This window comes from Exiguobacterium sp. s70, from assembly GCF_018618315.1.
In the GTDB taxonomy this organism is placed as follows: Bacteria; Bacillota; Bacilli; order Exiguobacteriales; family Exiguobacteriaceae; genus Exiguobacterium; species Exiguobacterium chiriqhucha.
Genome location: NZ_JACSLV010000002.1, coordinates 393986 through 418256, shown reverse-complemented (window position 1 = coordinate 418256; position 24271 = coordinate 393986). Strand labels below are relative to the sequence as shown.

Here is a 24271-nt window from a genome sequence, read left to right as displayed (position 1 = left end):
GTCACATTCCTACTTTCTGTTTGTTTTCTTGAACGAGTTGCATGAAACGGTCAAATAAATCGTTGGCGTCGTATGGACCCGGTGCCGCCTCGGGATGGTATTGGACCGAGAACGTCGGATGATGCAGATGCTTCACACCTTCGACCGTACCATCGTTGACGGCGCGATGCGTGACGACGAGCCCTGTCGTCGCGAGTGATGCTTCATCGACTGCGTAGCCGTGGTTTTGGGACGTGATTGTCACCGCTCCGGTCTCAAGTTCGACCACGGGATGGTTGGCACCGCGATGACCGAACGGGAGTTTGAACGTGTTGGCACCGCTCGCGAGTGCGATCAACTGATGACCGAGACAGATCCCAAAAATCGGGAGTGTCGGCATGAGGCGCTCGATGAGCGGTAACGCCGTCGGGACGTCTTTCGGGTCCCCAGGTCCGTTCGACAGCATGACGCCGTCCGGCTCATAGCGCATCACTTCTTCGGCCGTCACGTCGTGCGGCAAGACGACGACTTCACAGTCGCGCTTCACGAGTTCACGCATGATGCCGAGCTTCGCGCCGAAATCGATGAGGGCAATCCGTGGGCCGCTGCCGGTGCTGACATACGCCCGCTTCGTCGAGACACGCTCGACTTGATTGGTCGGCAGGAGAACATCGAAGCGGTGTTGGACCGTCTCCCACGTCGAGTCGCCGTCGACCATGACACCGCGCATGACGCCGAGTGAGCGCAAGTGACGCGTCAACATGCGTGTGTCGACTCCTGCTAGACCCGGGATGTTGAAGCGTTTGAGCGTATCATGAAGCGTCGCGGTCGAGCGGAAGTTCGACGGTGTGTCGCACACTTCTTTGACGATGAGCCCTTTCGCCATCGGAACGGTCGTCTCGAAATCTTCGCGGTTGACGCCATAGTTCCCGATCAACGGATTCGTCAACACGATGAGTTGGTCGCAGTAAGACGGGTCAGACAACATCTCTTGATATCCGGTCATCCCGGTCTGGAAGACGACTTCCCCGATCGTCTCCACACTTGCACCAAACGCTGTTCCTACAAATGAAGTACCGTCCTCAAGCCATAATGTTCGTTTCATCGAATCTCCCCTTATATACGATTTTCCCAGCCACGATGGTCATCACCGGCCAGCCAACTAGTTTCTTCCCAGCGAACGGTGTGTTCTTCCCTTTCGAGCGGAACGTCGTCGGATCGACGACCCGCTCCGTCTCCGGGTCGATGAGGGCGAGGTCCGCCGCCCGGCCGACTTCAATCACACCGTACGGCAACCCGAACACGTCGCTCGGTCGTTTCGTCATCCACTCGATGAGCGCCGCCTCTTCCATCTGTCCCGTTTTGACGAACGTCGTGTACAAGAGCGGGAACGCCGTCTCGAAACCGGTGATCCCGAACGGGGCCCGTTCCATGCCGGCCGCTTTCTCCTCGGCCGTGTGCGGGGCGTGGTCGGTCGCGATCATATCGATCGTGCCATCGAACAAGCCCTCGAGTAACGCCTCCCGGTCGTCCGCGCTCCGGAGCGGTGGATTCATTTTAAAGTTCGGGTCGAGGCCCGGGATATCGTCTTCACAGAGGACGAGGTGATGCGGTGTCACTTCGGCCGTGACCCGGATGCCGGCTCGTTTGGCGTCGCGGATGACGCGCACTGACTGTCGTGAAGAGACGTGGCAGACGTGATAGTGACAGCCTGTCTCTTCGGCGATCAAAACGTCCCGGGCGATATGGATGCTCTCGGCGAGGCTCGGGATGCCTTGGATGCCATGTTCTTCACTGAATCGGCCTTCGTGGACTGAACCGGCCTTGAGCGTATTGTCCTCGCAATGGGCGACAATCGCCTTGTCGAGTCGTTTCGCTTCCCGCATCGCCGCGCGCATCATCGCTGCCGATTGGACGCCAACTCCGTCGTCGGTGAAGGCGAACGAATCTGCGAGCGAGGCCATGTCGACTTGCTCGGTACCGAGCTGTCGTTTCGTGATGGCGGCGTATGGCAGGACACGCACGATGGCGTCTTGCTCAATTTTAGCCAACAGCTGGTCCATCGTTGCGCGGTCGTCTGGGACCGGACGCGTGTTCGGCATCGCACAGATTGTGGTGAATCCGCCGGCTGCAGCCGCCTCTGTCCCGGTCTTGATTGTCTCTTTCTTCTCCCCACCCGGTTCGCGCAAGTGGACGTGGACATCGACGAGTCCTGGGATGAGTAGCATCCCTGTCGCATCAATCACTTCGTGTCCTTCAGTCGTGCCGTTATAGTCTACCGAGCGGATCTCGCCGTCTTCAATCAATAGTGTCGTCGTCCGTTTCGTGTTCCCGTCATACCAAGTTGCGTGTTGAAGTATCATAATTGTCCCCCTAATGCTCGATTTAAGATGGCCATCCGGGCGTAAACACCGTTCGTCATCTGTGGAAAGATACGCGACTGTGGATGTTCGATTAAACTGCCGGCAATCTCGACGTCCCGATTGACCGGGGCCGGATGCATGATGATGGCTTGCGGTTTCATCCGCTCGACGCGTTCCGGCGTCAAGCCATAGCGTACATGGTAATCTTCTTTCGAGAAGATATCGCCCATGATGTGGCGTTCGTGCTGGACGCGCAGCAACATGATGACGTCACAGTCGGCCAACACGTCGTCGAGGTCACGATGCTCGAGCCCCATCGACTCGTCCCACCAGGAGGCGGGACTGCAGCCGACGACGTTCGCGCCGAGCCGCTTGAGCACCGAGGCGTTCGAGCGGGCGACACGGCTATGGACGAGGTCACCGCAGATGGCGATATTCAATCCTTCGAACGTCTTGAACTCTTCAAAGATCGTGACGAGGTCGAGGAGTGACTGAGACGGATGTTCCCCGCTCCCGTCACCGCCGTTCAACACCGGGATATTCAATGTTTCGACGAGTTCATGGTAGTAGCCCGACTCCGGATGGCGGATGACGAGGGCATCGACCCCGATCGCCTCGAGCGTCTTGCACGTGTCGTAGAGCGTCTCACCTTTCGTCACCGATGACGTCGCCACGTCGAACGGGATCTCCTGGACCTTCAAGTGCCGTTCGGCCATTTGAAACGAATTTTTCGTTCGCGTCGAGTTTTCAAAGAATAAATTCGCGACCGTCTTCCCATCGAACAATGGGGGCATGTTCCCTTGTTTATAGCGGAGTGACTCCTCGATCAAACCCATAATCTCGTCGAGGGATAGCGTGTCCAGGCTGACAAAATGCTTCGGTTGTTGTTTGATGATGTTCATGTTCGTCTCCTCCTTTTATGTGAAGGCAAAGAGAAAAGGCGTCTCTTCACCTACGTGAAGGGACGCCTTTATCTGGGCAGAACACACCCAAATAAACGAGCCTTCACTTTGCCGACCTCACGGGATCGAATTAAAAGTTACTTGCTTGTCGTGTGTCTTCAGTTGTTTCGGCAGCAGGTTCTTCCACGCTTTCCGCTTTTGGCAAGAAGGCGTTCAAGAGAATCCCGACGACCGTTGCGAGCGCCATCCCTTGGACCGGGAAGCTACCGAGTTGGACCATCGCCCCACCGAGTCCGATGACGAGGATGACCGAGGCGATGATGAGGTTGCGTTTCTCGGCGAGATCGACGTTGCTCTCGACCATCGTCCGGAGACCGTTCGAGGCGATGACCCCGAACAAGAGGATCGAGATGCCGCCTTTGACCGGGTTCGGAATCGTCGAGATGAACGCTTCGACGTGTCCGAGGAATCCGAAACTGATGGCCATGAGCGCCGCTCCGGCGATGACGTAGACGCTATACACTTTCGTGATAGCCATGACCCCGTTGTTCTCACCGTAAGTCGTACACGGTGGACCACCGAGTGCCGAGGCGACCGCTTTCCCGACCCCGTCGCCGAGGAGGGTCCGATGGAGACCTGGGTCTTTCATCGTCTCGCGGCCGATGATTTTCGACGTGACCATCTGGTCGCCGATATGTTCCGTCATCGTGACGAGTGCGACTGGGACGATGGCGAGGAGTGCCCCGACTTGCCACATCGGCATGTAGTCGACGAACACCATCGTGAAGTCAGGCAGTTGGAACAAGCTCGCTTGTCCGAGCGCCGAGTAGTCGATGATTCCGAACAGTGCGGCGATGAGGTAACCGCCGATGATGCCGAACAAGATCGGGACAGCGCCCCATACTCCTTTGAGCGTCGTCATGGCGAGAATCGTAATACCGAGCGTGAGCAATGCGACGGTGATGAACGTTCCGTTGTATGCCCCGTCCTTATTCATCGACATGTCGATGGCGACCGGTGCGAGCGATAAGCCGATGACCATGATGACCGGACCGACGACGACCGGCGGCAGCAAGCGTAGCAACCAGTTCACGCCGGTCTTATAGATGACGAGCGAGACGACGCCGTAGACGGAACCGGCGATGATGCCTCCGAACAAGGCGGCTTCGACACCCCATTGTTGGCTGACGGCGATAATCGGCGCGATGTACGCGAAGCTCGATCCGAGATAAGTTGGGACTTTGAAGCGTGTGATTGCTAGGAATGAGAGCGTGGCCACACCGGAAGCGACGAGGGCGACGGACGTGCTTAGGCCCGTCAAAATCGGGACTAAAATCGTCGCTCCGAACATGGCGAAGACGTGTTGCAGGCTGAAGAGCAGCCATTGCGGTAAGTGAGCGGGACGCTCGTGGATGTTGAGGATGGGTTTCATATGTGGTTCTCCTTCCTGGCCTCTCTGGACCACCTTAAAGGTTTTTTGATTATTGCTGTTTGATGAATACTTCGTCTGTCGCATCGACTTCACTGAGTCTGACGACGACTTGTTCCGACTTCGACGTCGGGACGTTCTTGCCGACAAAGTCGGGGCGAATCGGTAACTCGCGGTGTCCGCGGTCAATCAAGACGGCGAGCTGGATATAATCCGGCCGACCGTGGTCGACGAGCGCGTCCATGGCAGCCCGCACTGTCCGGCCTGTATAAAGGACGTCGTCTATCAAGACGACCGTCTTGCCGTTGATATCATGCGGTAACTCGGTCGCTTTCACTTCCGGGTCGAGTGATTTCTTTGATAAGTCATCCCGGTAGAGCGTGATGTCTAAGTTGCCGAGGGCAATCGGTTTGCCTTCGATTTCTTCGATTCGGCGGGCGAGCCGGTCGGCGAGCGTCTCGCCTCTGGTTTTAATCCCGACGAGTACGACGTTGTCCGTCCCTTTGTTTCGCTCGATAATCTCATGGGCGATTCGGGTAAGTGCGCGGCGGATGGCCGCTTCGTCTAAAATGGTGGAACGTTTCAACTAGTTCCCCCCTCTCAAAAATTATATAAAAAAAGAAGACTTCCTCATCCGGCTGGAAAAGGAAGTCTTCATATGTGAGGGCAGACCTCTGCCTCAAATAATCGACGTGTCGTGGCCGCGGCCACAATCCTTTCACAGCCTCTCTGGACTGGGTTTAAAGGTGTTATGCTTCCTAGACTATAAATCGGAATCGGTTGAAAGTCAACGCGTTTTCTCGATTTTGTCTAATTTGGCAAGCTCCGCCTCGAAGTCGGCTGGGAGTTTCGCCTCGAATTCAAGCCATTCGTTCGTGCGCGGATGGAAGAAACCGAGCGTCGCCGCGTGGAGCGCTTGACCGTTCAATTGAATCGTACGGCGTGGACCGTATTTCGGGTCACCAGCAAGCGGATGGCCGATATAACGCATGTGAACGCGGATTTGGTGCGTCCGTCCCGTCTCCAATTTACACTCGACGAGCGTGAAATCTTTGTATCGCTCGAGCAGACGGAAGTGCGTGATCGCTTCTTTCGCGTTCTTGTCGGTCACCGTCATCCGTTGACGGTCGTTCGTGTCACGCCCGATTGGCGCTTCGATTGTCCCAAGTTCATGGGCGACTTCGCCGTGGACGAGGGCGATATATTCACGCTTGATTTTACGATCCTTCAACTGGCTCGCGAGCGATTCGTGGGCCACATCGTTTTTCGCGACCATGAGAAGACCGGTCGTGTCTTTGTCGATGCGGTGGACGATGCCTGGACGTTTGACGCCATTGATGCCTGACAAATCGTCACAGTGGTAAAGGAGCGCGTTGACGAGCGTCCCTGACGTATGGCCGGCCGCCGGATGGACGACCATGCCGCGTGCCTTATTGACGACGATGACATCCTCGTCCTCATAGACGACGTCGAGCGGGATATTCTCAGGTAATACTTCGAGTTCGACGGCATCTGGGACCGTCACGACGATTTCGTCGCCTTCTTGCAATTTATAGTTCGGCTTGACGATCTGTCCATTGACGAGCAGGTCTCCCGCCTTGATCCAGTCTTGGATTTGCGAACGTGACCAATCACTTTGTTCGCTCATCCATTTATCGATACGAGCCTTTTCTTCGGCGACAAATGTGTAAGTTTCCATTACGATTGTCCCCTTTCTTTGTTTAATTTTTCTTCGAACAAGACGCCGATGATCATAAAGATGACCCCGAACGTGAGCGCCATATCGGCGACATTAAAAATGGGGAAGTTGTATCCGAACGGGTACGTGTCGACAAAGTCGACGACTTCTCCGCGGAAGAGACGGTCGATAAAGTTCCCGATGGCACCGGCGAGTAGTAACCCGACGCTATAACCGAGCAAATCGAACCCGTTCACTTCTTTATGCAAGAAGTAAATCAAACCGACGACGACGATGGCCGTGACGATAAAGAAGAACACCATCTGCCCTTCGAGCATGCCCCAAGCCGCACCTTTATTACGGTAAGACGTCAAATAAAGCAACCCAGGGATGAGTTCAATCGACTGTCCGATCGTCATCGTCTGGACGACGATCCATTTGGTCACTTGGTCGAGCAAAATGAGGAAAAGTGCTAATCCGTAGTAACGTTTCATCAGATTCTCCTTTCAAGTCATAAGAAACCGGAGTGGACGATCGCCACTCCGGTCCGGCTTATGCGATGACTTCTGTACAACGCGGGCAAAGCTCTGGGTGCTGTTCGTCTTGACCAAGTTCAGTCGAGTACGTCCAGCAGCGGGCACAAGCGGCACCATCAGCTTTCAAGACGCTGATTTCTGCTGTCGCATAATCGACATCAGCCGAGTCGACGTAATCAAGCTGTGACACTTGTAGCAATTGGCGCACGTTGTCGATCGTCTCGAGCAACTGTTTCGTCTCACCTTTCGGCGCAACGAGCAACTTCGCTTCGAGCGGTTTCCCGATCAATTTCTCACCACGGGCAATCTCGATTGCTTTCAAGACGTCGTCACGGAACGTGAGGAACTTCGACCATTTCGCAAGCAACGCCTTCTCGTCTTCCGACAATGCCGCTACTTCGTCAAGGTCCGTCAAGAAGACGCTATCCGCTTGTTTCGCCGGCACTTCTTGCCATACCTCATCCGCCGTGTGCGGAAGGATTGGGGCGAGTAATTTCGTGAGCGTGACGACCGTGTCATACATGACCGTTTGAACGGCACGACGACGCGCGTCATCTTCGCGCTCGATATACAAGATATCTTTCGTGAAGTCGAGATAGAATGACGACAACTCGTTGACACAGAAGTTATGGCTCAAGTGATAGACGGCCATGAAGTCGAACGTGTCGTATGCTTTGACGACTTTCGCTTGAAGCTGTTTGAGTTTTGTCGCCATGAAGCGGTCCGCTTCCGGCATGTCTTCGAACGCGACACGCATCGACGGGTCGAATCCGTTCAAGTTACCGAGCAAGAAGCGCAACGTGTTGCGGATTTTCCGGTATACTTCCGACACTTGTTTAAAGTTATCGTGTGACGCGCGGACATCTGACTGATAGTCGACCGACGACACCCAAAGACGGACGATTTCTGCTCCGTACTGTTTGACGAGGTCGTTCGGTGCAATCGTGTTACCGAGTGACTTCGACATCTTGCGTCCGTCTCCGTCGAGAACGAAACCGTGGCTGAGCACGTTGCGATACGGCGCTTTGCCAGTCGTCGCGACAGCCGTCGAGAGTGACGAGTTGAACCAGCCGCGGTATTGGTCCGATCCTTCAAGGTACAAGTCGGCCGGGCGGCGCAAGTTGTCGCGCTGTTCGAGTACGCCCGCATGTGACGAACCTGAGTCGAACCAAACGTCCATGATGTCGAGCTCTTTACGGAACTCGCCGTTCGGGCTGTTCGGGTGTGTGAAGCCTGCTGGCAACAAGTCTTTCGCTTCACGCTCATACCAGACGTTCGATCCGTGCTCGTGGAACAAGTTGGCGATATGTTCGATCGTCTCGTTCGTGATGATCTCCGTTCCGTCTTCGGCATAGAAGATTGGGATTGGAACACCCCAGGCACGTTGACGGCTGATGACCCAGTCCCCACGGTCACGGACCATGTTGTAGAGACGTGTCATGCCCCATTCCGGCACCCAGTTCACTTCTTCGATTTCACGGAGCATATCGGCACGGAAGTCTTTGATTGAGGCGAACCATTGCGGTGTCGCGCGGAAGATGACCGGTTTCTTCGTACGCCAGTCGTGCGGGTACGAGTGTTTGATGAATTTCAAGTTGAGGAGATAGCCGTTCTCTTCGAGCTTCATCCCGATTTGTTTGTTCGCGTCTTCATAGAACAAGCCTTCGAAACCTGGCGCCTCATCCGTCATATAACCACGGTCGTCGACCGGGCACAAGACGTCGAGTCCGTATGCTTGTCCGACACGATAGTCGTCTTCCCCGTGTCCAGGTGCCGTATGGACGAGACCTGTCGCATCAGCCGTGACGTGATCGCCGATCATGACGAGCGAGGTCCGGTCGTAGAGCGGGTGTTGCGCCGTCATGTACTCGAACTCACGTCCGTTCCAAGAACCGCTCACCGTGTAATCCGTCCACTTGAGTGCCGTCGTCACTTCTTCCACGAGCGATTCGGCGACGATATAGCCTTTGCCGTCATGCTCGATACGCGTGTACGTCAACTCGTCGCTGACCGCGATCCCGAGGTTGGCTGGAATTGTCCACGGTGTCGTCGTCCAGATGACGAAATGATCGGTCGTCTGAAGAACGTCTTTCCCGTCGACGACTTGGAACGCCACGTAAATGGCCGGTGACTTCTTGTCATAGTATTCGATTTCCGCCTCAGCGAGCGCCGATTCAGAAGAAGGTGACCAATAGACCGGTTTCTTCCCTTTATAGATGTAGCCCTTTTCGGCCATCGTCCCGAAGAGACGGATTTGAGCCGCTTCGTATTCTGGGAGGAGCGTGATGTATGGGTTGTCAAAATCAGCGAGCAATCCGAGGCGTTTGAACTGTTCACGTTGCGAGTTCACTTGTTCCATCGCATACGCTGCACACTTCTCACGGAACTCGGCGACCGTCATTTCTTTGCGGTTGACACCCGCTTTTTGAAGCGCGTTCTCGATTGGGAGACCGTGTGTGTCCCAGCCCGGAATCATCGGTGACTGGTAGCCGTTCAATGATTTGAAACGGACAATGATGTCTTTCAATACTTTGTTGAGCGCGTGGCCCATATGGATGTCACCGTTCGCGTACGGAGGTCCGTCGTGAAGGATGTATTGCGGTTTCCCGGCGTTTTTCTCTTGGACGCGGTTGTATAGGTCCATCTGTTCCCAAGCCTCATGCATCGCTGGCTCACGTTTCGGCAGATTTCCGCGCATCGCGAATTCTGTGTCAGGCATCAATAGTGTGTCTTTGTAGTTCATTGAAACTCCTCCTGCATCTTTTTTTGACAACAAAAAAACCCGCCCCTAATAGGGACGAGTTGGTCGACTCGCGGTACCACCCTACTAATCTCAGGAAAAACCCCGAGACCGCTCTTGGTAACCGATAACGAGGTCAGGCGGTCGCGCTTACTAACTTCAGCCCGACACTCATAGGGGATACCGATAAAGTCTTTCTCTTAGGCTTGCACCTTCCCTAAGTCGCTTCGTAGGTATGACTTTATCGACGTGTCCTAATCGACGTATTGTGTATTATCCGTGATGTTTTGTTGGTATGACTTCGTCGTCATTATACGCAAGTTCGGTCGTATCGTCAAGAACCGTCTGGACCGGCGGCTCCCCGACAATCGTGTCCCATTCCGTGCTGTTCAAGAGCTCCATCTGAGCATCGACGAGGACGCGGAACCGGGTCCGGTACAATTCGACTTTCTTGAGCATTTGAATGACTTCACGTTCGGCGAGCTGCTCTTTGCGTGAGGCTTCTTCCTCACGGGCGAGCGCCTCGCGTTCGGCTTGCTTCAAAATGAGACTCGCTTCCTTGGCCGCGTTCGTCTTCACTTCTTCAGCTGCTTCTTGGGCGACGATAATCGATTTGTTCAACGTGTCTTCCATCGAGGAGAAGTAGTCGATACGGGCTTGCATATCGTTGACGAGCTCTTCGTACCTTCTATTCTCACGAATCAATAGTTCAAATTCTTTAATGATTTGATCTAAAAATTCATTGACCTCATCGATATCGTACCCGCGAAAACGAGTCGAGAACTCTTTATTATGAATATCAATCGGTGTCAACGCCATTCGACTTTCCTCCTAAGTTCAACGTATGATGCCATACTGGATTTTTATTTTCTCACGCTTTGTCGAGCCGAGAATCGCCGTCAGTTTGACACGGCCATACCCTCGGATCGAGACCAAATCGTCTGGTTCAAGGATGAAGCTCGGATCATCAATCGGTTTATGATTCACTTTACAGTCTCCATGTTTGACGAGCGCCTGCGCTTTTTGCCGAGATAAACCGAGCACTTCGCTGACGACCGTGTCAAACCGGAGTGATGAGACGATACCGAACTCATCGCTCCATTTGACTTCAGGTACGACGAGCACAGCCTCGGGCGCCACTTCGGAGATGCGAATCCGGGCCTTGCCGACCCGATCGACGTTCATCTCGATGAAACCGGCCGCGTCACGCGTCGTGGCGAACTGGGCGATGCCATCATCGAGGACGACGTCGCCAAACTTCTGCCGCTTCAACCCGGCGTTCAAGAGCGTTCCCGTCACTTGACGGTGCGTCAATTCGACGAACTTGGTCGGATAGTCGATTTGACGAATCGCAATCTCGAAATCGTTCGGGTCGAGCTCGTAATAATCCGGAGCCAGGATGAGACGACGCCGTTCCGCGCCGACAAATCCGCCATCCTCGTAAATCGCGAGCTGCTTTCCGACGAGTTGCCGGACGATTTGTTGCTCGCGTGGATCTAAAAAGTCCGTCACTTTCAACATATAGTTGTCCTCGACTTGTTGAACCCAATCAAGCACTTGCTCGATAAATGCCCGTTCGTTCGGTCGATAATGATCGAAGACGCTCATTTAAATACCGAAAATCGCACGCACTCCAAATTGCGCCATCCGTAGCACAAATAAAGCGACGATTGGAGAGATGTCGAGCATCCCGCCGATTGGTGGGATGATGCGACGAAACGGATTCAAAAACGGTTCGCAAAGATACGACAAGATTTGACCAAACTTTGATTCACGCGCATTTGGGAACCACGATAATAAAATATAGGCAATCAAGACCCAACTATAATATCCAAGTAATGTAACGATCGTGTTGCCTAACGCAGGTATAGCATTTTCCATTCAGTTACCACCCTTTACTATTGAGTTCGTCCTCCGAAATCAAGTTCGAGATCGACCCCGTCAACTCGATGTTGTTCGGAGTACATAGAATCGTGTTATGTCCAATCGACGTCATCGTCCCTTCTAACGCATAGACGACACCTGACAAGAAGTTGACGACTTGACGAGACTGCTCTTTCGACATCCGTTGAAGGTTGACGATGACGGCCCGGTTTTCTTTCAACTGGTCGCTGATGTCTTGGGCTTCGGCGAATACACGCGGCTCGGCCAAGACGACTTTTGAACGTTCTTTCTTCTTCGTGTTCAACGCGACGATATTGTTCGATGTTTTCGGACGGTCCTCAGTTTTGACGATTGCCTCCGTCATCGGTTGTGTCTTCGTTTCGGCGACAGCATACTCGTCTCCTTCGAACTGGTTGTTCGGATCTTCCTCGAGTCCAAAGAAGTCCTTCATTTTGTTTTTGATTGACATAACGGATTCCTCCTTAAAATATATTATTGCACAAGTACGGTTCCAATACGAACAAACGATGCGCCTTCTTCAATCGCCAACGTGTAGTCATTCGACATACCCATTGACAGTTCGGTACACGGTGCATGCGGATAAGCATGACGCGCGACGTCATCGCGCAATTGTCTCAAGTTTCGGAACGTCTCCCGAATCACCGTCTCGTCCTCTGTGAACGGGGCCATCGTCATCAATCCGATGATCCGCACGTGAGGATACTGTTTACAGTTCTCGATGAACGGGATGACTTCCTCTTTTTCGAGACCATGTTTTGATGCTTCACCCGATACGTTCACTTGCACGAAACAATCGATCACGCCTTGGGCGCGTTTATCGATCTCTTCAGCGAGCGAGAGACGGTCGAGCGAATGAATCGCTGCCACATGGTCGATAATTTGTCTCACTTTACGTGTCTGCAGGCTGCCGATGAAATGAAACTTGGCATCAGGCGGCAACTGCTCGACTTTTTCAAGCAATCCTTCAGGACGATTTTCGCCGAAGTCGCGGATGCCTTCTGCATAGAGGGCGTTCGCCACGTCGGGACCGACCGATTTCGTGACCGCGATGAGCGTCACCGCTTGATCGGTCCGATGCGCGTCGATCGTCTGTCTGACTTGATTCACATTGTTGGCTATACTCACGATTTCTTCTCCTTGACGAGGACGGCCGCAAAGCGACGCTTGGCGTCTCCGTTCCGATACGAGAAAAAGGTTTGATCAGAAACGGTCGACAAGTTCGATTGGGTGACCTCGATATTTCGTTCCACAGCGAGCGTCTCATTCACTCGTTGCAGGGATAGACGGGCGTGGCCTGCTCGTTCGTCCATGACCGATGACGTATATGCAGCCGGTGAGACCGCTTCGACCGCATCCAGGACGCGGCGGTCGACCTCATAATGCTCGGCTGTGATGGCTGGCCCGACGAACATGTCAATCGCTTCGGCCGGAACACCAAGCGTGGCGAACGCATCCGTCATCGCGGCGACAATGTTCCCGACCGTCCCTTTCCAACCGGCATGCGCCACACCGATGACGCCGTGGTCCTCGGCACAGAAGAACAGCGGGACGCAGTCGGCAAAGACGAGGGCGAGTGGCAACGCGTCGGCCGTCGTGATGAGACCGTCTGTCGCCGGAATCGTCTCGTCATAGCGATATGCGCCTCTGCCGCGGTCGGCGTCGCCGACGACTTCAACGTTCGTCTGATGAACTTGGTCAGCCCAGACCGAATCCGCGAGGGCGAGACCCGCCGCGTCAAAGAAGTACTCCCGATTGGCGACGACCTGTTCTGCGTCATCGCCAACGTGGAGTCCGACGTTGCCTTCATTATGTCCGTCCGTCCGGGTCGTCACATAAGCCTGATAGCGATACGTCTCGGTTTCCCATGTATGTAACAGTCGCATATGATTCTCCTTTTTTAGAAAAAGGGGATGCCGAGAACCGGCACCCCCTGTTGTTTAGTTACGGCGTTGTCTTACGAACGCTGGGATGTTGATCGTCTCGTCTGGGACGTCCCCACCATAGACCGGTCTATGGAAGTTCCCTTCATCTTGTGGCGCAGCTTCTTGCGCTTTCGGTTGAGCCTCACGGTTCACTTCAGCTTCCGGTTGTTTCTTCGGTTGCTGAAGGAACGGGTTCGTCCCTTGCGCTTCTTCTGCGAATTCAGTTGCAATCACGGTAACGATAATCTCGTCGTTCAAGTTTTCATTGATGACCGAACCGAAAATCAAGTTCACTTCTTCATCAGCGGCACTTTGAACGATTTGGGCAGCTTCCGTGACTTCGTACAAGCTGAGGCTAAGTCCGCCTGTGATGTTCATCAAGACACCTTTCGCGCCTTCGATTGAAGACTCGAGAAGTGGAGATGAGATGGCTTTCTTCGCTGCTTCAACGGCACGGTTCTCGCCAGTGGCGACACCGACACCCATGAGCGCCGAACCTTTTTCAGTCATGATCGTCTTGACGTCAGCGAAGTCAAGGTTGATGAGACCAGGAATGGCGATCAAGTCCGTGATTCCTTGGACACCTTGGCGAAGGACGTTATCCGCTTCGCGGAACGCTTCGATCATCGGCGTGTTGCGCTCGACGATTTCAAGCAACTTGTCGTTTGGAATGACGATGAGTGTATCGACTTTTTCTTTGAACGCTTGAATCCCGTGTTGGGCGTGTTGCATGCGTTTGCGTCCTTCGAACATGAACGGTTTCGTGACGACACCGACCGTAAGCGCTCCGATTTCTTTTGAAATCTCGGCGATGACAGGTGCTGCCCCCGTTCCAGTTCCTCCGCCCATACCTGCTGTGACGAAGACCATATCCGCGCCATCGAGCGCTTCAATCAACTGCTCGCGGCTCTCTTCTGCCGCTTTTTTACCGATATCCGGATTCGCGCCGGCACCGAGGCCACGCGTCAATTTCGCGCCGAGTTGAAGCTTCACGTCCGCTTTCGACATGTTGAGTGCTTGCGCGTCCGTGTTGACGGCGATGAACTCGACACCTTGTACTCCGTGCTCGATCATGCGGTTGACAGCGTTTGAACCGCCGCCCCCGACTCCAATTACTTTAATTTTTGCTACGGCGTCAATCGCCTCATCAAAGTACATCATTTCAGGTATCCCCCTACGTAATTTCCAATTGTTAACACAACGTCAAATTTACACGCCAAATAATTTTTCCATTAATCGACCGAAACCGTTTTTCGTCTCGCGGTCGTCCCGTACCACATCATCGTCGTGGTCTTGGACGTTCCCGGTTTGAGACGTGCCGTCTGGATTTGCGACGGCCACACGGTCATCCGGCTTTTCAAGTCGTGACTTCGAGACGTGGTGATCGCTCATAAGTACGTACTTGAGGACGCCGACCGCGGTCGCGTATTTCGGATGTCTGACGCCAATCGACGATGGCTGATACAGTCTCGTCTTTTGACCCATGACACGAGTCGCTAGTTCTTGGATGCCAGGTAAAGCAGCGGCCCCACCACAGAGGAGATAACCTCCGCTGAGCGTTGGAACGCCTACCTTTTGCACTCTATTCAACACAAGCGTGAACATTTCCTCTATTCTTGCCTCTAAAACGTAACTAATTTCTGATTGCGGTTCGAACGTGACTTCCCCGTTGATGTTCGTGAACGAGAACCCTTCTGAGGCGTCCGCCATCTCTTCGAGGGCAAGTCCGTATTCTTCTTTCGCCACTTTGGCGTCTTGGTATTTACAATTGAGCTTGTACACCAAGTCGCGCGTCATATGATCGCCTCCGACCGGAAGGATATATGAGTAGACGAGGTCGCCTCGATAAAAGACCGAGACGGTCGTTTTTTCATGACCGATATCGACCAAGCCGATACCTAAATCGATTTCATCGACCGAAGCCGCACTCATGCCGAGCGCCAAATTGCCGAGGACGAAACCTTCTAGTTTCAATCCTGCCCGTTCGATGGAACGACGAATGCTATGTAAAATCGTCTTCGAACCGGTCACCATCTTACCGTGCATCTCTAAACGGTAACCGAGCATTCCGCGGGGATCGACGACACCTGTCTGTTGATCGACCGTGAAAGAAGAAGGAATCACATCGATGACGCTCATCTCATCCGGCAAGCGCATAACTTGCGCCGAATTGATGACTTCGATGACGTCTGTGTCCGTAATTTCTTGGTCTTCTCGTTTGACTGATGCAATTCCATGACATGGGGCGATTTGGATATGTTCCCCTTCGATGGCAACGTATACCGACCGAATTTGATCACCGAGCGCCGCTTCGGCATGTTCGACGGCTTGCTTGATGGCTTGAACCGTCTTATCGATGTCGACGACGGCGCCACGTTTTACTCCTGCAGACGGGGCACACCCCTCCGCCAAAATGTTAAGCGTTCCCCCGAGTAATTCACCCACGACGAGCTTAATTTCTGACGTTCCTATATCCAATGCGGCCACATAACCATTCGCTTCCAAAAGGGAAACACCTCCGCGCTTTAATTTCTGTGCTTGAATTCCGTTACATTGTTACAGATATCCAAAAATATTGTTAGGTCCGGCAAGATATCTCACGTCTAAGTTTACAACAAATAAGATAGTGAGAAAAGGTAGAATCCTACAAATTACGCGGTTTTGGGGTGTCAATTCGATTACAATCGATAAAAAAACAGCCCTTATGTGTCTAAGGGCTGTAAAAATTCAGATTATTCTTTCGGTTTTTCGTACGGAACGAAATAATATCCGCCATCCATGACGACGGTTCCCCGCTGTCCTTTTGGAATATTTTCATAGATTTCGCCGTACTTGGATACCGTTTGACTGAGCTTGAACGTCGGCGTCTGAATCGTGTTGCCGTCGTTCATATAAATCTCATATCGTGTCGGTTCGCCTTTCTGTTTCGAGAAGACAATCTCTGACATCCTGGCCCGCATCGCGTCGTCGACTTGCTCGAGTTCAGTCGCGATTTTCTCGAGTTCCGCCGCATCGGTGAATTCACGCAACAACGGACCGTCTTTTAGCTTCTCTGGATCCGTAATCGATCCAGTCGGGTGCAAAGAACCGTCAGCGAGGACGACGACTTCCTCGTCGTCCGTTCGTGAATAGGCGATCATTTTCTCTTCTTCGACGTCAATCGTCACGACGTTATACCAGGAGCGATCGACCGAGACGTCTTTCACGCCAGGCACTTTACGAAGTTCCCGTTCAATCCCGTTCGGCGACACTTGAACGATTTTCGTGGACGTGTCGATATCCGTTTCGGCGAGCACATACGCTTCTGTCAACCAGGACAGGCCGTTCACGTTCACCGCTTTCACGTCAGACACCGATGTCTGCATATATACGACGAGCGCAATCAACACCGCGAACAACAACAGGATCGTCGACAAACGTCGGTTCGCTTTCTTACGACGTTGATCTTTCATATACGGGATTCGGTCTTCCAAACTACGAACGGTATTCTGACGTGTCTCCATGGCTACTCTCCTTTCAAGCGCGGACTTCTTCGACGAGGTCGGCGAGCGACTCCGCGGCGTGCGGGAATCCTAACCGTTTCGAGGCTGCGGCCATCTCATCATGATGGGCCAATACGTGTCGGATCGAGCGAACGAGCGTCTCGCCCGACAAATCCCCTTCTTTAATCAGTTCGGCCGCGCCGCTTTCGACGAGCGCCGAGGCGTTTTTCGTCTGATGGTCGGCCGTCACGTACGGACTCGGAATCAAGATGCTCGGCAAACCGAGCGCCGTCAATTCCGAGATGGTCGAGGCACCGGCCCGCGACACGACGAGACTCGCACACGCGAGCAGTTCAGGCATGTCGTAAACGTATGGCAACACATGGACGTTATCAGCTTTTGGCGCCTTCGCCACGACGTTGTCATAATGGACGTTCCCGGTCACGTAGAGCACGTTCACCGGTTCGCTCGCAAGTTCCGGGATGGCCTCGATGACGGCCCGGTTGATGGCCTCGGCTCCACGGCTGCCGCCGTAAATCAAGACGATTGGACGTTCATCGATACCATATTCGGCCCGGACGGACGTTTCGTTCACCGTTGTCTTCAACACTTCGCTCCCGCGCGGGTTACCGATGACGCGGACGTTCGCATCAGGGAACTGTGATTCCGAACCGGCGAACGACAAGGCGACCCGGTCGGCTTTCTTCGACAAGAACTTGTTCGTCAAGCCTGGGATGCTGTTCTGTTCATGCAGAATCGTCGGGATGCCGAGTTGTTGTGCGGTGAAGACGACCGGACCTGAGACGAATCCGCCCGTGCCGATGACGACGTCCGGACGGAACGTCTTCATCTCTTTACGCAACGTCAGGACGGATTGGACAAACAAATAGGCCGTCTTGACGTTGTCTAGCGACAACGACCGTTTGAGCCCGGCGATTCGAATCGATTTGAACGGCACACCAGCGCGTGGGACGAGATCGGCCTCGAGACCGTTCTCAGTGCCGATGTAGAGCACCTCGAGGTTCGGATGGCGCTGTTTGAGCGTATCAAGGAGAGCGAGTGCCGGGTAGATATGGCCACCCGTTCCTCCACCAGAAATCATGATTTTCATCGATTGGCCTCCTCATATGCATGGACGAGGCGGACGAAATGTTCGCCGCGCTCTTCAAACGTCTTATATTGGTCCCAGCTCGCACAGGCCGGTGACAATAAAATCACGTCGTCTGGGGCTGACTGTTCAAATGCGAGCGGGACGGCTGCGTCGAGCGTATCGACCGCGAACGATGGAATCTGCTGGGCTTCACCGAGTGCTTGGAAACGCCCTGCCGTCTCACCGTACGAGACGATGGCTTTGACGCGTCCGAGCGCCGGAATGAGTGAATCCAATTCGGCTCCACGTTCAAGTCCCCCGCACACCCAAACGATCGGAGCATCGAATCCGCTCAATGCCGCTTCGGCCGCCACGTTGTTCGTCGCTTTCGAGTCGTTATAAACCCGGCGTCCGAGCACTTGGCCAAGACTTTCCGTTCGGTGGGCCACGCCACCGAACGTGCGCAACACACGATCGATATGTTCGGCCGGGATATCGAACGGTTCAACGAGCAACAAGGCTGCCAACACGTTCTCCACGTTATGGGCCCCGCCGAGGGCGAGATCCTCGACCCGGATGACCCGCTTGCCGTGCAACGTAATCCAGCCGTCGGTGACATGCGCATCCCCGCTGTCGTAACCGAACGTCGAAGCATCGAGATCGGCCGGGACGCGTTTCATCACTTCGGTGTCACTGCCCTTGACGACGACACGGTCTGATGCCGTCATGTTCCGGAACAAGTTCCCTTTGGCGTCGGCATACGACTCGAAGTCACCATGATAATCCAAATGCGCCGGTGACAAGTTCAACAGTGCCGCCGCTTGCGGATGGAACTGTTCGACGCCCATCAGTTGGAAGCTCGATAGTTCAATGACGATGATGTCGCCCTGCTTCGCTTTCGATGCGACTTCGATTGCCGGGAAACCGATATTCCCTGCCACATGGACAGGACGACTTCCCCCTTTAAGCAATTCATGAACAAGTGTGGTCGTCGTCGTTTTCCCGTTCGAGCCAGTGATGGCGACGAACGTGGCATCGGTCGCCAAGTAGGCGAGTTCCACTTCTGTATAAATCGGGATGTTCCGCTCAAGCGCTGCTTGAAGGAGCGGGATGTGATACGGGATTCCCGGGTTTTTGACAATCATGTCCGTCGTGTCGAGCAATTCGAGCGGATGGGCACCGAAAACGCCGTTGATGCCGAGCGCTTCAATTTTCATCCGTTCTTCCGTTGACGGTTCGCTCCCGGTATTGAGGGTCACGTCCGCGCCGACATTTCTTAAGTAAGCGGCTGCGGCGATGCCGCTCCGTGCCGCGCCGAGTACGAGGACTCGTTTATCGTTCCACTGTTGTTGCATGTCTTCCACCATCCATTACATGAGTAGTAACGACAAGACTGCCGTGATCAAACTAATTCCACCGAACGTCAAGACGATGCGCCATTCTGACCAACCGACCATTTCGAAATGGTGATGAATCGGGCTCATCTTAAAGATTCGTTTGCCCGTCGTCTTGAACGAGAGCACTTGCAAGATGACGCTAAGCGTCTCGATGACAAAGATGATTCCGACGAAGACGAGCAACAGCTCGAGCTTGAGCATGAGAGCGAGGCCGGCGACCGCACCACCTAGGGCGAGCGATCCCGTGTCACCCATAAAGATTTTCGCCGGGTATTTATTGAAGACGAGGAAGCCGAGCAAGGCGCCGACCGCACTGAAGGCGAACCAAGCGATGCCCGCTTCGTCTTGTCCGAGCGCATAGATGCCGAAGAAGGCGAACGTCGGGATGGCCGAGAACGAGACGAGACCGTCGAGGCCGTCTGTCAAGTTGACCGCGTTCGAGAAGCCGACGAGCCAGAAGATGACGATGGCGACATACAACCAGCCCGTATCAAACGCAATCGAAGTGAACGGGATTTGAATCGTCGTATCGAGTGCCCCACCGAGTGAGAGGAACCAAACGAACAAGACTGAGACGACGATTTGACCGATCAATTTCTGAAGCGACGTCAAACCGAGGTTGCGTTTATTGACGACTTTAATGTAGTCGTCGAGGAAGCCGATCACTCCGAAGGCGAGGGTCACGAACAAGAGCGTGCCAAACCCAGCGACGGCTTCACCGAAGATGACTGAGACAAGGAATCCGATGATGAGGGCGAGCAAGATGACGATTCCGCCCATCGTCGGCGTGCCTGATTTCTTTTGGTGCCAACCTGGACCTTCGTCACGGATTTCTTGGCCAAACTTTAAGTTACGAAGTGCCGGGATGGCCCGCGGCATGACGACCAATACGGTCAATAATGAACTGATTAAGACGATTAAACTGATTAACATGTTCGTACCTCACTACTCTGTTTATTGAACTAGACGCTCGAGCGCCAGTCCTCGCGATGCTTTTAACAATATCACAGTCTGGGGGCGTTGATAACTGCCGAGGAGGACTTTCGCTTCCTCGACCGTCGGCACCATTGTCACGTTCACACGCGGGTCGGTGATGCCTGCCGCAATCCATTTTGCTTTCTCTCCGATGAGCACGCAATCGGTGACCGGGGCCGTGATGGCGTGACCGACTTGTTCGTGCTGGGCGATCTCGTCCGTCCCGAGTTCATACATGTCCCCGAGGACGAGGACGCGGCGTGAGAACCCTTCTAGCGTTTTAATCGTCTCGACGGCGGCAACCATCGAGGTCGGGCTCGCGTTATAGGCGTCATTGACCAAGTGGGCATCGCCGAACATCCGTTTCTCCATCCGCATCGACGTCAGCTGGACGCGGTCGAGGCCGCGTTGAATCGTATCATGCCCCAATCCGAACTTGAGACCGCAGGCAATCGCATAGGCGGCGTTACGGATTTGATGGGCCCCAAGCACTTTCAACTCATACAGTTCATTATTGTAGCGGAAAATCGAGGCGTCAAACGTCGCCTCTACGACTTCGAGCTTTCCGTCCGCGGTCGAATCGTATCCGACGCGGTAACCGCCTGCCTCACGGAGGAGCGGCTCGTCGGCATCGACGATTAAGACGCCATCCGGTTTCAACCCGGCTTTAATCTCGAGCTTCGCCTTGGCAATCCCCTCGCGCCCCCCGACTTGTTCGCCATGTGACTCGCCGATATTCGTGACGAAAGCGATGTCCGGTTTAGCGAGCTTCGAAAGCAACTCGATTTGCCCGAACCCGTTCATGCCCATCTCGAGGACAGCGACTTCGGTGTCGCGTGGCATCCGGAGCACGGTGAGCGGCAACCCGACGTCCGAGTTAAAGTTTCCGGCCGTCTTATGTGTCTTGAACGTCTCGCCGAGCACGACGGCAATCATGTCTTTCGTTGACGTCTTCCCGTTCGACCCGGTGATGGCGACGACTTTTGGATTGATTTCCGCCAAATATCGGGCAGCCGCTTCTTGAAGTGCTGTTAACGGTGAGGCGACCGGGATGGCGATAATCCCTTCCGGCAACGGACGGTCTTGTTCCCAAAACGTCACGATTGCCCCTTGCTTGATGGCAGCCTCGATGTAATCATGGCCATCGACGCGCGCCCCGATAATCGGGACGAACAAGCCGTCGGCATTGTCGTCTCGCGAGTCGGTCGCGACGTGGCGGACCTCGCGCGAATCATTTATTTCCATCCCAAACCAAGATGCGAGTGTTTGAATCGTCAACTGTTCCATAACCATTTCCTCCTGTGACAAAGGAAAAGAGAGCCGAGGCCCTCTTCATCCCTTTGCGTTAGTTCGACGGTGACGCGAGCTTCACTTTCAGCGTCGCCCCCGTCTTGACGGGCTTGCCTTTCCCAATCGATTGGGACGTGACGAAGCCGGTGCCGTCTATTTCTAAATTCAATTGATAAAGCGTAGCCAACCGCTTCACGTCACGAAGTGACCACCCCTTGAGCGTCGGCATCGCGAACGACTCCGCCGTCTTTAACAGCAACCGCTCACCGACGACGTACGGTTGGCCTTCGACCGGACTTTGCGCCGTGACCGTCTCACCGTTACCGAGTGCCACCGGTGTGAACGCGGCCGCTTTGGCTTCCTTCACAGCGTCGTCACGACCTTGGTCGACGAACGATGCCGTCGTTTTCGTCGAGGCGTCAATCGATTTCGCTTGCTTGTCTGGCTCGACGCTCCGATAGCGGAGCGCGACGTCCATCACATCTTTGAACAGCGGTGCCATGATGCGTGGTCCCGTCGTTGATGAGTCACCGTTCGGACGGTCGACGGCGATATACATGACGAGTTCCGGGTCGTCTTCCGGCGCCATGCCGACGAACGAATGGATGTATTGTCCACTCAAGTACTTCCCGTTCTCGGCGATTTGCGCCGTTCCGGTCTTACCGACGACGCGATAGTTGTCGAGGGCATACAATTGCCCCGTCCCGACATCGCTGTTGACGACGCCATCGAGCGCTTCCCGCGTCTGTTTGGCCGCCTCGGCCGTGATCGGTTGTCCGACGATTTTTGGATTCGTCGTCCGAATCGTTTCACCGGTCTCACGGTTGACGACTTTCTTGATGACATGGGGTTGCTTCATCGTCCCATCGGTCGCGATGGCCGACGTCGCTTGTAATATCTGCATCGGCGTGACGGCCGTCGATTGGCCCCATGCCGTGATCAAGACGTTCAACGGGCTCTCGAAATCGAATTGGCTGTTGACCTCACCCGGTAAATCGACGCCCGTGCGTTGATCGAACTTGAAGGCGTTGAAATAATCCTCGTAGCGGCTCAAGCCGAGACGCTCGTTCGCGAGAATCGAGAACGCGACGTTCGACGAGTGCCAGACGCCTTCTACCATAGGAATCGTACCCCATCCGGTAATGTTGTAATCATTGAATACGGTCTTGCCATACTTGTACGATCCCGATTTATACAGTTCATTCGGATTATAAACGCCTTCGTTGATGGCGGCGGCCAACGTGAAGATTTTCATCGTCGATCCCGGCTCGAAGCGGGATGACACCGAGAAGTTGCTATACGAGCTGATTTCGCGTGTGTTTGGGTCGAACGAAGGGCGGTCCGACAAGGCGATGATTTCGCCGGTCTTCGGGTCCATGATAATCGCCGTCGCATTCTTCGGCTTGTATTCTTGATACAGCTCTTCCATTTTCGTATCGAGCAGCTGTTGAATCCGGTGGTCGAGCGTGAGTTGCACGTCGGCCCCGTCTTCTGGGTCGATCTTCAATTGCTCGTCGCTCGAGACGATTTGGCGTCCAGCCAAGTCTTTCTCGAACCGATACAACCCGTACGACTCACTTAAGACGTCGTTGAGTGATTTTTCGATGCCGAGTTCACCGACGAGTTCGATCCGTCCGTTCTGGTCGATTTTCTGGGCGTAGCCGACGACGCTTGAAGCGAACACTTTGTTCGGATAGTAGCGCTTCGGTTCTTCCACGAACGTGACCCCTGGAATCTCGAACGCTTCAATCTCTTCTTTTTGATCGACCGTCAAATCGCGCCCTGGAACACCGAACTCGATTTGACCGCGATCTTTGTTCTGCTCGAGCCGCTTTAAAATGTCGGCCTCGGCCATCGGTATGACGGTCGCGAGCTGCTTCGCAGCCTCGGCGAACTCCTCGGGCATGAGCGTCTTGTCCTCGACCCGCTCGCCGCCGAGTTTCAACACGGCCACGATTCGGTACGAAGGGATATTGATGGCGATCGGTTGTCCGAACCGGTCATAAATCTCGCCCCGCTCCGCTTTTAGCGTACTGACCGCTTTCCAACGCTCTTCCTCGGCGAACGCGAGCATGTTCTCTCCTTTGTACGTCTGGAAGACGGACAAATAGAAGAACCAACCGACAAAAAATAAAAAGAGTGGTGTGAAGCAAACAATCGCCACCCACGCCACTCTTTTTTTACTCTGTTGTAGAGAATTCATCAGTCAATCACCTTGACGTTGTTCTCATTGAATTGCATTCCGAGCTTTTCAGCAATCGCATAGATTCTCTCAGGTGAGCTTAGTTGGGCGATCTCATACTTCAATTCTTCATTCTCTTTGGCGATCGTGTTCGTCTCTTGTGTGATCAGAGCCGTATCGCGCATGATATTGTACGCTTCATTATGTTTCGATACCGTGATGCCACCGAACAGGACAACTGAACCAATCATGGTCGGGTACAGGATGGATTCGAACAAGGTCAACGTACGTCGTTTTGGAGCTGGTATTGGTCGTTCTTGCGGAATCGGATTTCGATTCGGCGTAACTTGAGGCTGCAGAGCCTTGCGAGCAGCTTCTGGCATCAGGTATCCCTCCTACGT

General features: G+C 54.1%; 23 protein-coding genes. All 23 read right to left on the bottom strand.

Annotated features, from left to right (window positions below; genetic code table 11):
- Position 1: 1 nt before the first annotated feature.
- The gene (locus KNP84_RS06815) at positions 2 to 1084 is read right to left on the bottom strand and encodes a carbamoyl phosphate synthase small subunit (RefSeq protein ID WP_029595727.1); all 1083 of its coding nucleotides are present in this window, start codon (positions 1082 to 1084) and stop codon (positions 2 to 4) included.
- On the bottom strand, positions 1062 to 2342 hold the full coding sequence (locus KNP84_RS06810) for a dihydroorotase (RefSeq protein ID WP_215114522.1): 1281 nt from the start codon (positions 2340 to 2342) through the stop codon (positions 1062 to 1064). Before KNP84_RS06810 ends, KNP84_RS06815 begins: the two co-directional genes overlap by 23 nt.
- A complete protein-coding gene (locus KNP84_RS06805; RefSeq protein ID WP_021067059.1) occupies positions 2339 to 3244 on the bottom strand; it encodes an aspartate carbamoyltransferase catalytic subunit in 906 nt (301 codons plus the stop codon). The genes KNP84_RS06810 and KNP84_RS06805 overlap by 4 nt, the downstream gene beginning before the upstream one ends.
- A gap of 130 nt (positions 3245 to 3374) precedes the next feature.
- Complete coding sequence (locus tag KNP84_RS06800) at positions 3375 to 4676, bottom strand: uracil-xanthine permease family protein (protein WP_058763338.1); 1302 nt, start codon at positions 4674 to 4676, stop codon at positions 3375 to 3377.
- A 49-nt stretch (positions 4677 to 4725) separates the two neighbouring features.
- Positions 4726 to 5259 (bottom strand): bifunctional pyr operon transcriptional regulator/uracil phosphoribosyltransferase PyrR, encoded by a 534-nt coding sequence (pyrR, locus tag KNP84_RS06795; RefSeq protein ID WP_021067057.1) that lies wholly within the window; start codon positions 5257 to 5259, stop codon positions 4726 to 4728.
- Between the two features lie 201 nt (positions 5260 to 5460).
- Positions 5461 to 6372, bottom strand: a complete 912-nt coding sequence (locus KNP84_RS06790; RefSeq protein WP_214755777.1) for an RluA family pseudouridine synthase — start codon at positions 6370 to 6372, stop codon at positions 5461 to 5463.
- Positions 6372 to 6845 (bottom strand): signal peptidase II, encoded by a 474-nt coding sequence (gene lspA, locus KNP84_RS06785; protein ID WP_021067055.1) that lies wholly within the window; start codon positions 6843 to 6845, stop codon positions 6372 to 6374. The genes KNP84_RS06790 and lspA overlap by 1 nt, the downstream gene beginning before the upstream one ends.
- Before the next feature lie 58 nt (positions 6846 to 6903).
- Positions 6904 to 9630 (bottom strand): isoleucine--tRNA ligase, encoded by a 2727-nt coding sequence (gene ileS / locus KNP84_RS06780; RefSeq protein ID WP_058763332.1) that lies wholly within the window; start codon positions 9628 to 9630, stop codon positions 6904 to 6906.
- A 270-nt stretch (positions 9631 to 9900) separates the two neighbouring features.
- Entirely contained in the window at positions 9901 to 10446 is a 546-nt protein-coding gene (locus KNP84_RS06775; protein ID WP_021067053.1) for a DivIVA domain-containing protein, read from the bottom strand.
- Positions 10447 to 10464: 18 nt separating this feature from the next.
- On the bottom strand, positions 10465 to 11235 hold the full coding sequence (locus KNP84_RS06770; protein ID WP_021067052.1) for a YlmH family RNA-binding protein: 771 nt from the start codon (positions 11233 to 11235) through the stop codon (positions 10465 to 10467).
- Positions 11236 to 11508 (bottom strand): YggT family protein, encoded by a 273-nt coding sequence (locus KNP84_RS06765; RefSeq protein ID WP_021067051.1) that lies wholly within the window; start codon positions 11506 to 11508, stop codon positions 11236 to 11238.
- A 4-nt stretch (positions 11509 to 11512) separates the two neighbouring features.
- Complete coding sequence (locus tag KNP84_RS06760) at positions 11513 to 11980, bottom strand: cell division protein SepF (RefSeq protein WP_029595732.1); 468 nt, start codon at positions 11978 to 11980, stop codon at positions 11513 to 11515.
- Between the two features lie 23 nt (positions 11981 to 12003).
- Positions 12004 to 12657: a YggS family pyridoxal phosphate-dependent enzyme gene (locus KNP84_RS06755; protein WP_021067049.1), complete on the bottom strand. Its 654-nt coding sequence runs from the start codon at positions 12655 to 12657 to the stop codon at positions 12004 to 12006.
- The gene (pgeF, locus tag KNP84_RS06750; RefSeq protein ID WP_021067048.1) at positions 12654 to 13415 is read right to left on the bottom strand and encodes a peptidoglycan editing factor PgeF; all 762 of its coding nucleotides are present in this window, start codon (positions 13413 to 13415) and stop codon (positions 12654 to 12656) included. Before pgeF ends, KNP84_RS06755 begins: the two co-directional genes overlap by 4 nt.
- Before the next feature lie 54 nt (positions 13416 to 13469).
- Complete coding sequence (ftsZ, locus tag KNP84_RS06745) at positions 13470 to 14615, bottom strand: cell division protein FtsZ (protein WP_021067047.1); 1146 nt, start codon at positions 14613 to 14615, stop codon at positions 13470 to 13472.
- 48 nt (positions 14616 to 14663) lie between these two features.
- Positions 14664 to 15899 (bottom strand): cell division protein FtsA, encoded by a 1236-nt coding sequence (ftsA, locus tag KNP84_RS06740; protein ID WP_483299377.1) that lies wholly within the window; start codon positions 15897 to 15899, stop codon positions 14664 to 14666.
- Positions 15900 to 16186: 287 nt separating this feature from the next.
- Positions 16187 to 16957 carry a cell division protein FtsQ/DivIB gene (locus KNP84_RS06735; protein ID WP_021067045.1) on the bottom strand — a complete coding sequence of 257 codons (771 nt, stop codon included), beginning with the start codon at positions 16955 to 16957 and terminating at the stop codon, positions 16187 to 16189.
- Between the two features lie 13 nt (positions 16958 to 16970).
- Complete coding sequence (gene murG / locus KNP84_RS06730; protein ID WP_215114521.1) at positions 16971 to 18047, bottom strand: undecaprenyldiphospho-muramoylpentapeptide beta-N-acetylglucosaminyltransferase; 1077 nt, start codon at positions 18045 to 18047, stop codon at positions 16971 to 16973.
- Positions 18044 to 19381 carry a UDP-N-acetylmuramoyl-L-alanine--D-glutamate ligase gene (gene murD, locus KNP84_RS06725; RefSeq protein ID WP_251131173.1) on the bottom strand — a complete coding sequence of 446 codons (1338 nt, stop codon included), beginning with the start codon at positions 19379 to 19381 and terminating at the stop codon, positions 18044 to 18046. The genes murG and murD overlap by 4 nt, the downstream gene beginning before the upstream one ends.
- 15 nt (positions 19382 to 19396) lie before the next feature.
- A complete protein-coding gene (mraY, locus tag KNP84_RS06720) occupies positions 19397 to 20356 on the bottom strand; it encodes a phospho-N-acetylmuramoyl-pentapeptide-transferase (RefSeq protein ID WP_029595737.1) in 960 nt (319 codons plus the stop codon).
- Between the two features lie 21 nt (positions 20357 to 20377).
- On the bottom strand, positions 20378 to 21685 hold the full coding sequence (locus tag KNP84_RS06715) for a UDP-N-acetylmuramoyl-tripeptide--D-alanyl-D-alanine ligase (RefSeq protein WP_021067041.1): 1308 nt from the start codon (positions 21683 to 21685) through the stop codon (positions 20378 to 20380).
- A gap of 58 nt (positions 21686 to 21743) precedes the next feature.
- Positions 21744 to 23852 (bottom strand): penicillin-binding protein, encoded by a 2109-nt coding sequence (locus KNP84_RS06710; RefSeq protein WP_353048897.1) that lies wholly within the window; start codon positions 23850 to 23852, stop codon positions 21744 to 21746.
- A gap of 38 nt (positions 23853 to 23890) precedes the next feature.
- Positions 23891 to 24253, bottom strand: coding sequence for a cell division protein FtsL (gene ftsL, locus KNP84_RS06705; protein WP_021067039.1), 363 nt, complete (start codon positions 24251 to 24253; stop codon positions 23891 to 23893).
- Between the last annotated feature and the right edge of the window lie 18 nt (positions 24254 to 24271).

Bases quoted from the DNA above. Each gene is read 5' to 3' on its own strand.
- KNP84_RS06760 (WP_029595732.1), bottom strand. From the start codon at position 11,980: ATGTCAATCAAAAACAAAATGAAGGACTTCTTTGGACTCGAGGAAGAT.
- KNP84_RS06805 (WP_021067059.1), bottom strand. From the start codon at position 3,244: ATGAACATCATCAAACAACAACCGAAGCATTTTGTCAGCCTGGACACG.
- KNP84_RS06775 (WP_021067053.1), bottom strand. From the start codon at position 10,446: ATGGCGTTGACACCGATTGATATTCATAATAAAGAGTTCTCGACTCGT.
- KNP84_RS06790 (WP_214755777.1), bottom strand. From the start codon at position 6,372: ATGGAAACTTACACATTTGTCGCCGAAGAAAAGGCTCGTATCGATAAA.
- KNP84_RS06765 (WP_021067051.1), bottom strand. From the start codon at position 11,508: ATGGAAAATGCTATACCTGCGTTAGGCAACACGATCGTTACATTACTT.
- KNP84_RS06735 (WP_021067045.1), bottom strand. From the start codon at position 16,957: ATGGAGACACGTCAGAATACCGTTCGTAGTTTGGAAGACCGAATCCCG.
- KNP84_RS06815 (WP_029595727.1), bottom strand. From the start codon at position 1,084: ATGAAACGAACATTATGGCTTGAGGACGGTACTTCATTTGTAGGAACA.
- lspA (WP_021067055.1), bottom strand. From the start codon at position 6,845: ATGAAACGTTACTACGGATTAGCACTTTTCCTCATTTTGCTCGACCAA.
- KNP84_RS06770 (WP_021067052.1), bottom strand. From the start codon at position 11,235: ATGAGCGTCTTCGATCATTATCGACCGAACGAACGGGCATTTATCGAG.
- murD (WP_251131173.1), bottom strand. From the start codon at position 19,381: ATGCAACAACAGTGGAACGATAAACGAGTCCTCGTACTCGGCGCGGCA.
- murG (WP_215114521.1), bottom strand. From the start codon at position 18,047: ATGAAAATCATGATTTCTGGTGGAGGAACGGGTGGCCATATCTACCCG.
- pgeF (WP_021067048.1), bottom strand. From the start codon at position 13,415: ATGCGACTGTTACATACATGGGAAACCGAGACGTATCGCTATCAGGCT.
- ftsL (WP_021067039.1), bottom strand. From the start codon at position 24,253: ATGCCAGAAGCTGCTCGCAAGGCTCTGCAGCCTCAAGTTACGCCGAAT.
- mraY (WP_029595737.1), bottom strand. From the start codon at position 20,356: ATGTTAATCAGTTTAATCGTCTTAATCAGTTCATTATTGACCGTATTG.
- KNP84_RS06810 (WP_215114522.1), bottom strand. From the start codon at position 2,342: ATGATACTTCAACACGCAACTTGGTATGACGGGAACACGAAACGGACG.
- ftsZ (WP_021067047.1), bottom strand. From the start codon at position 14,615: ATGATGTACTTTGATGAGGCGATTGACGCCGTAGCAAAAATTAAAGTA.
- KNP84_RS06715 (WP_021067041.1), bottom strand. From the start codon at position 21,685: ATGGAACAGTTGACGATTCAAACACTCGCATCTTGGTTTGGGATGGAA.
- ileS (WP_058763332.1), bottom strand. From the start codon at position 9,630: ATGAACTACAAAGACACACTATTGATGCCTGACACAGAATTCGCGATG.
- KNP84_RS06800 (WP_058763338.1), bottom strand. From the start codon at position 4,676: ATGAAACCCATCCTCAACATCCACGAGCGTCCCGCTCACTTACCGCAA.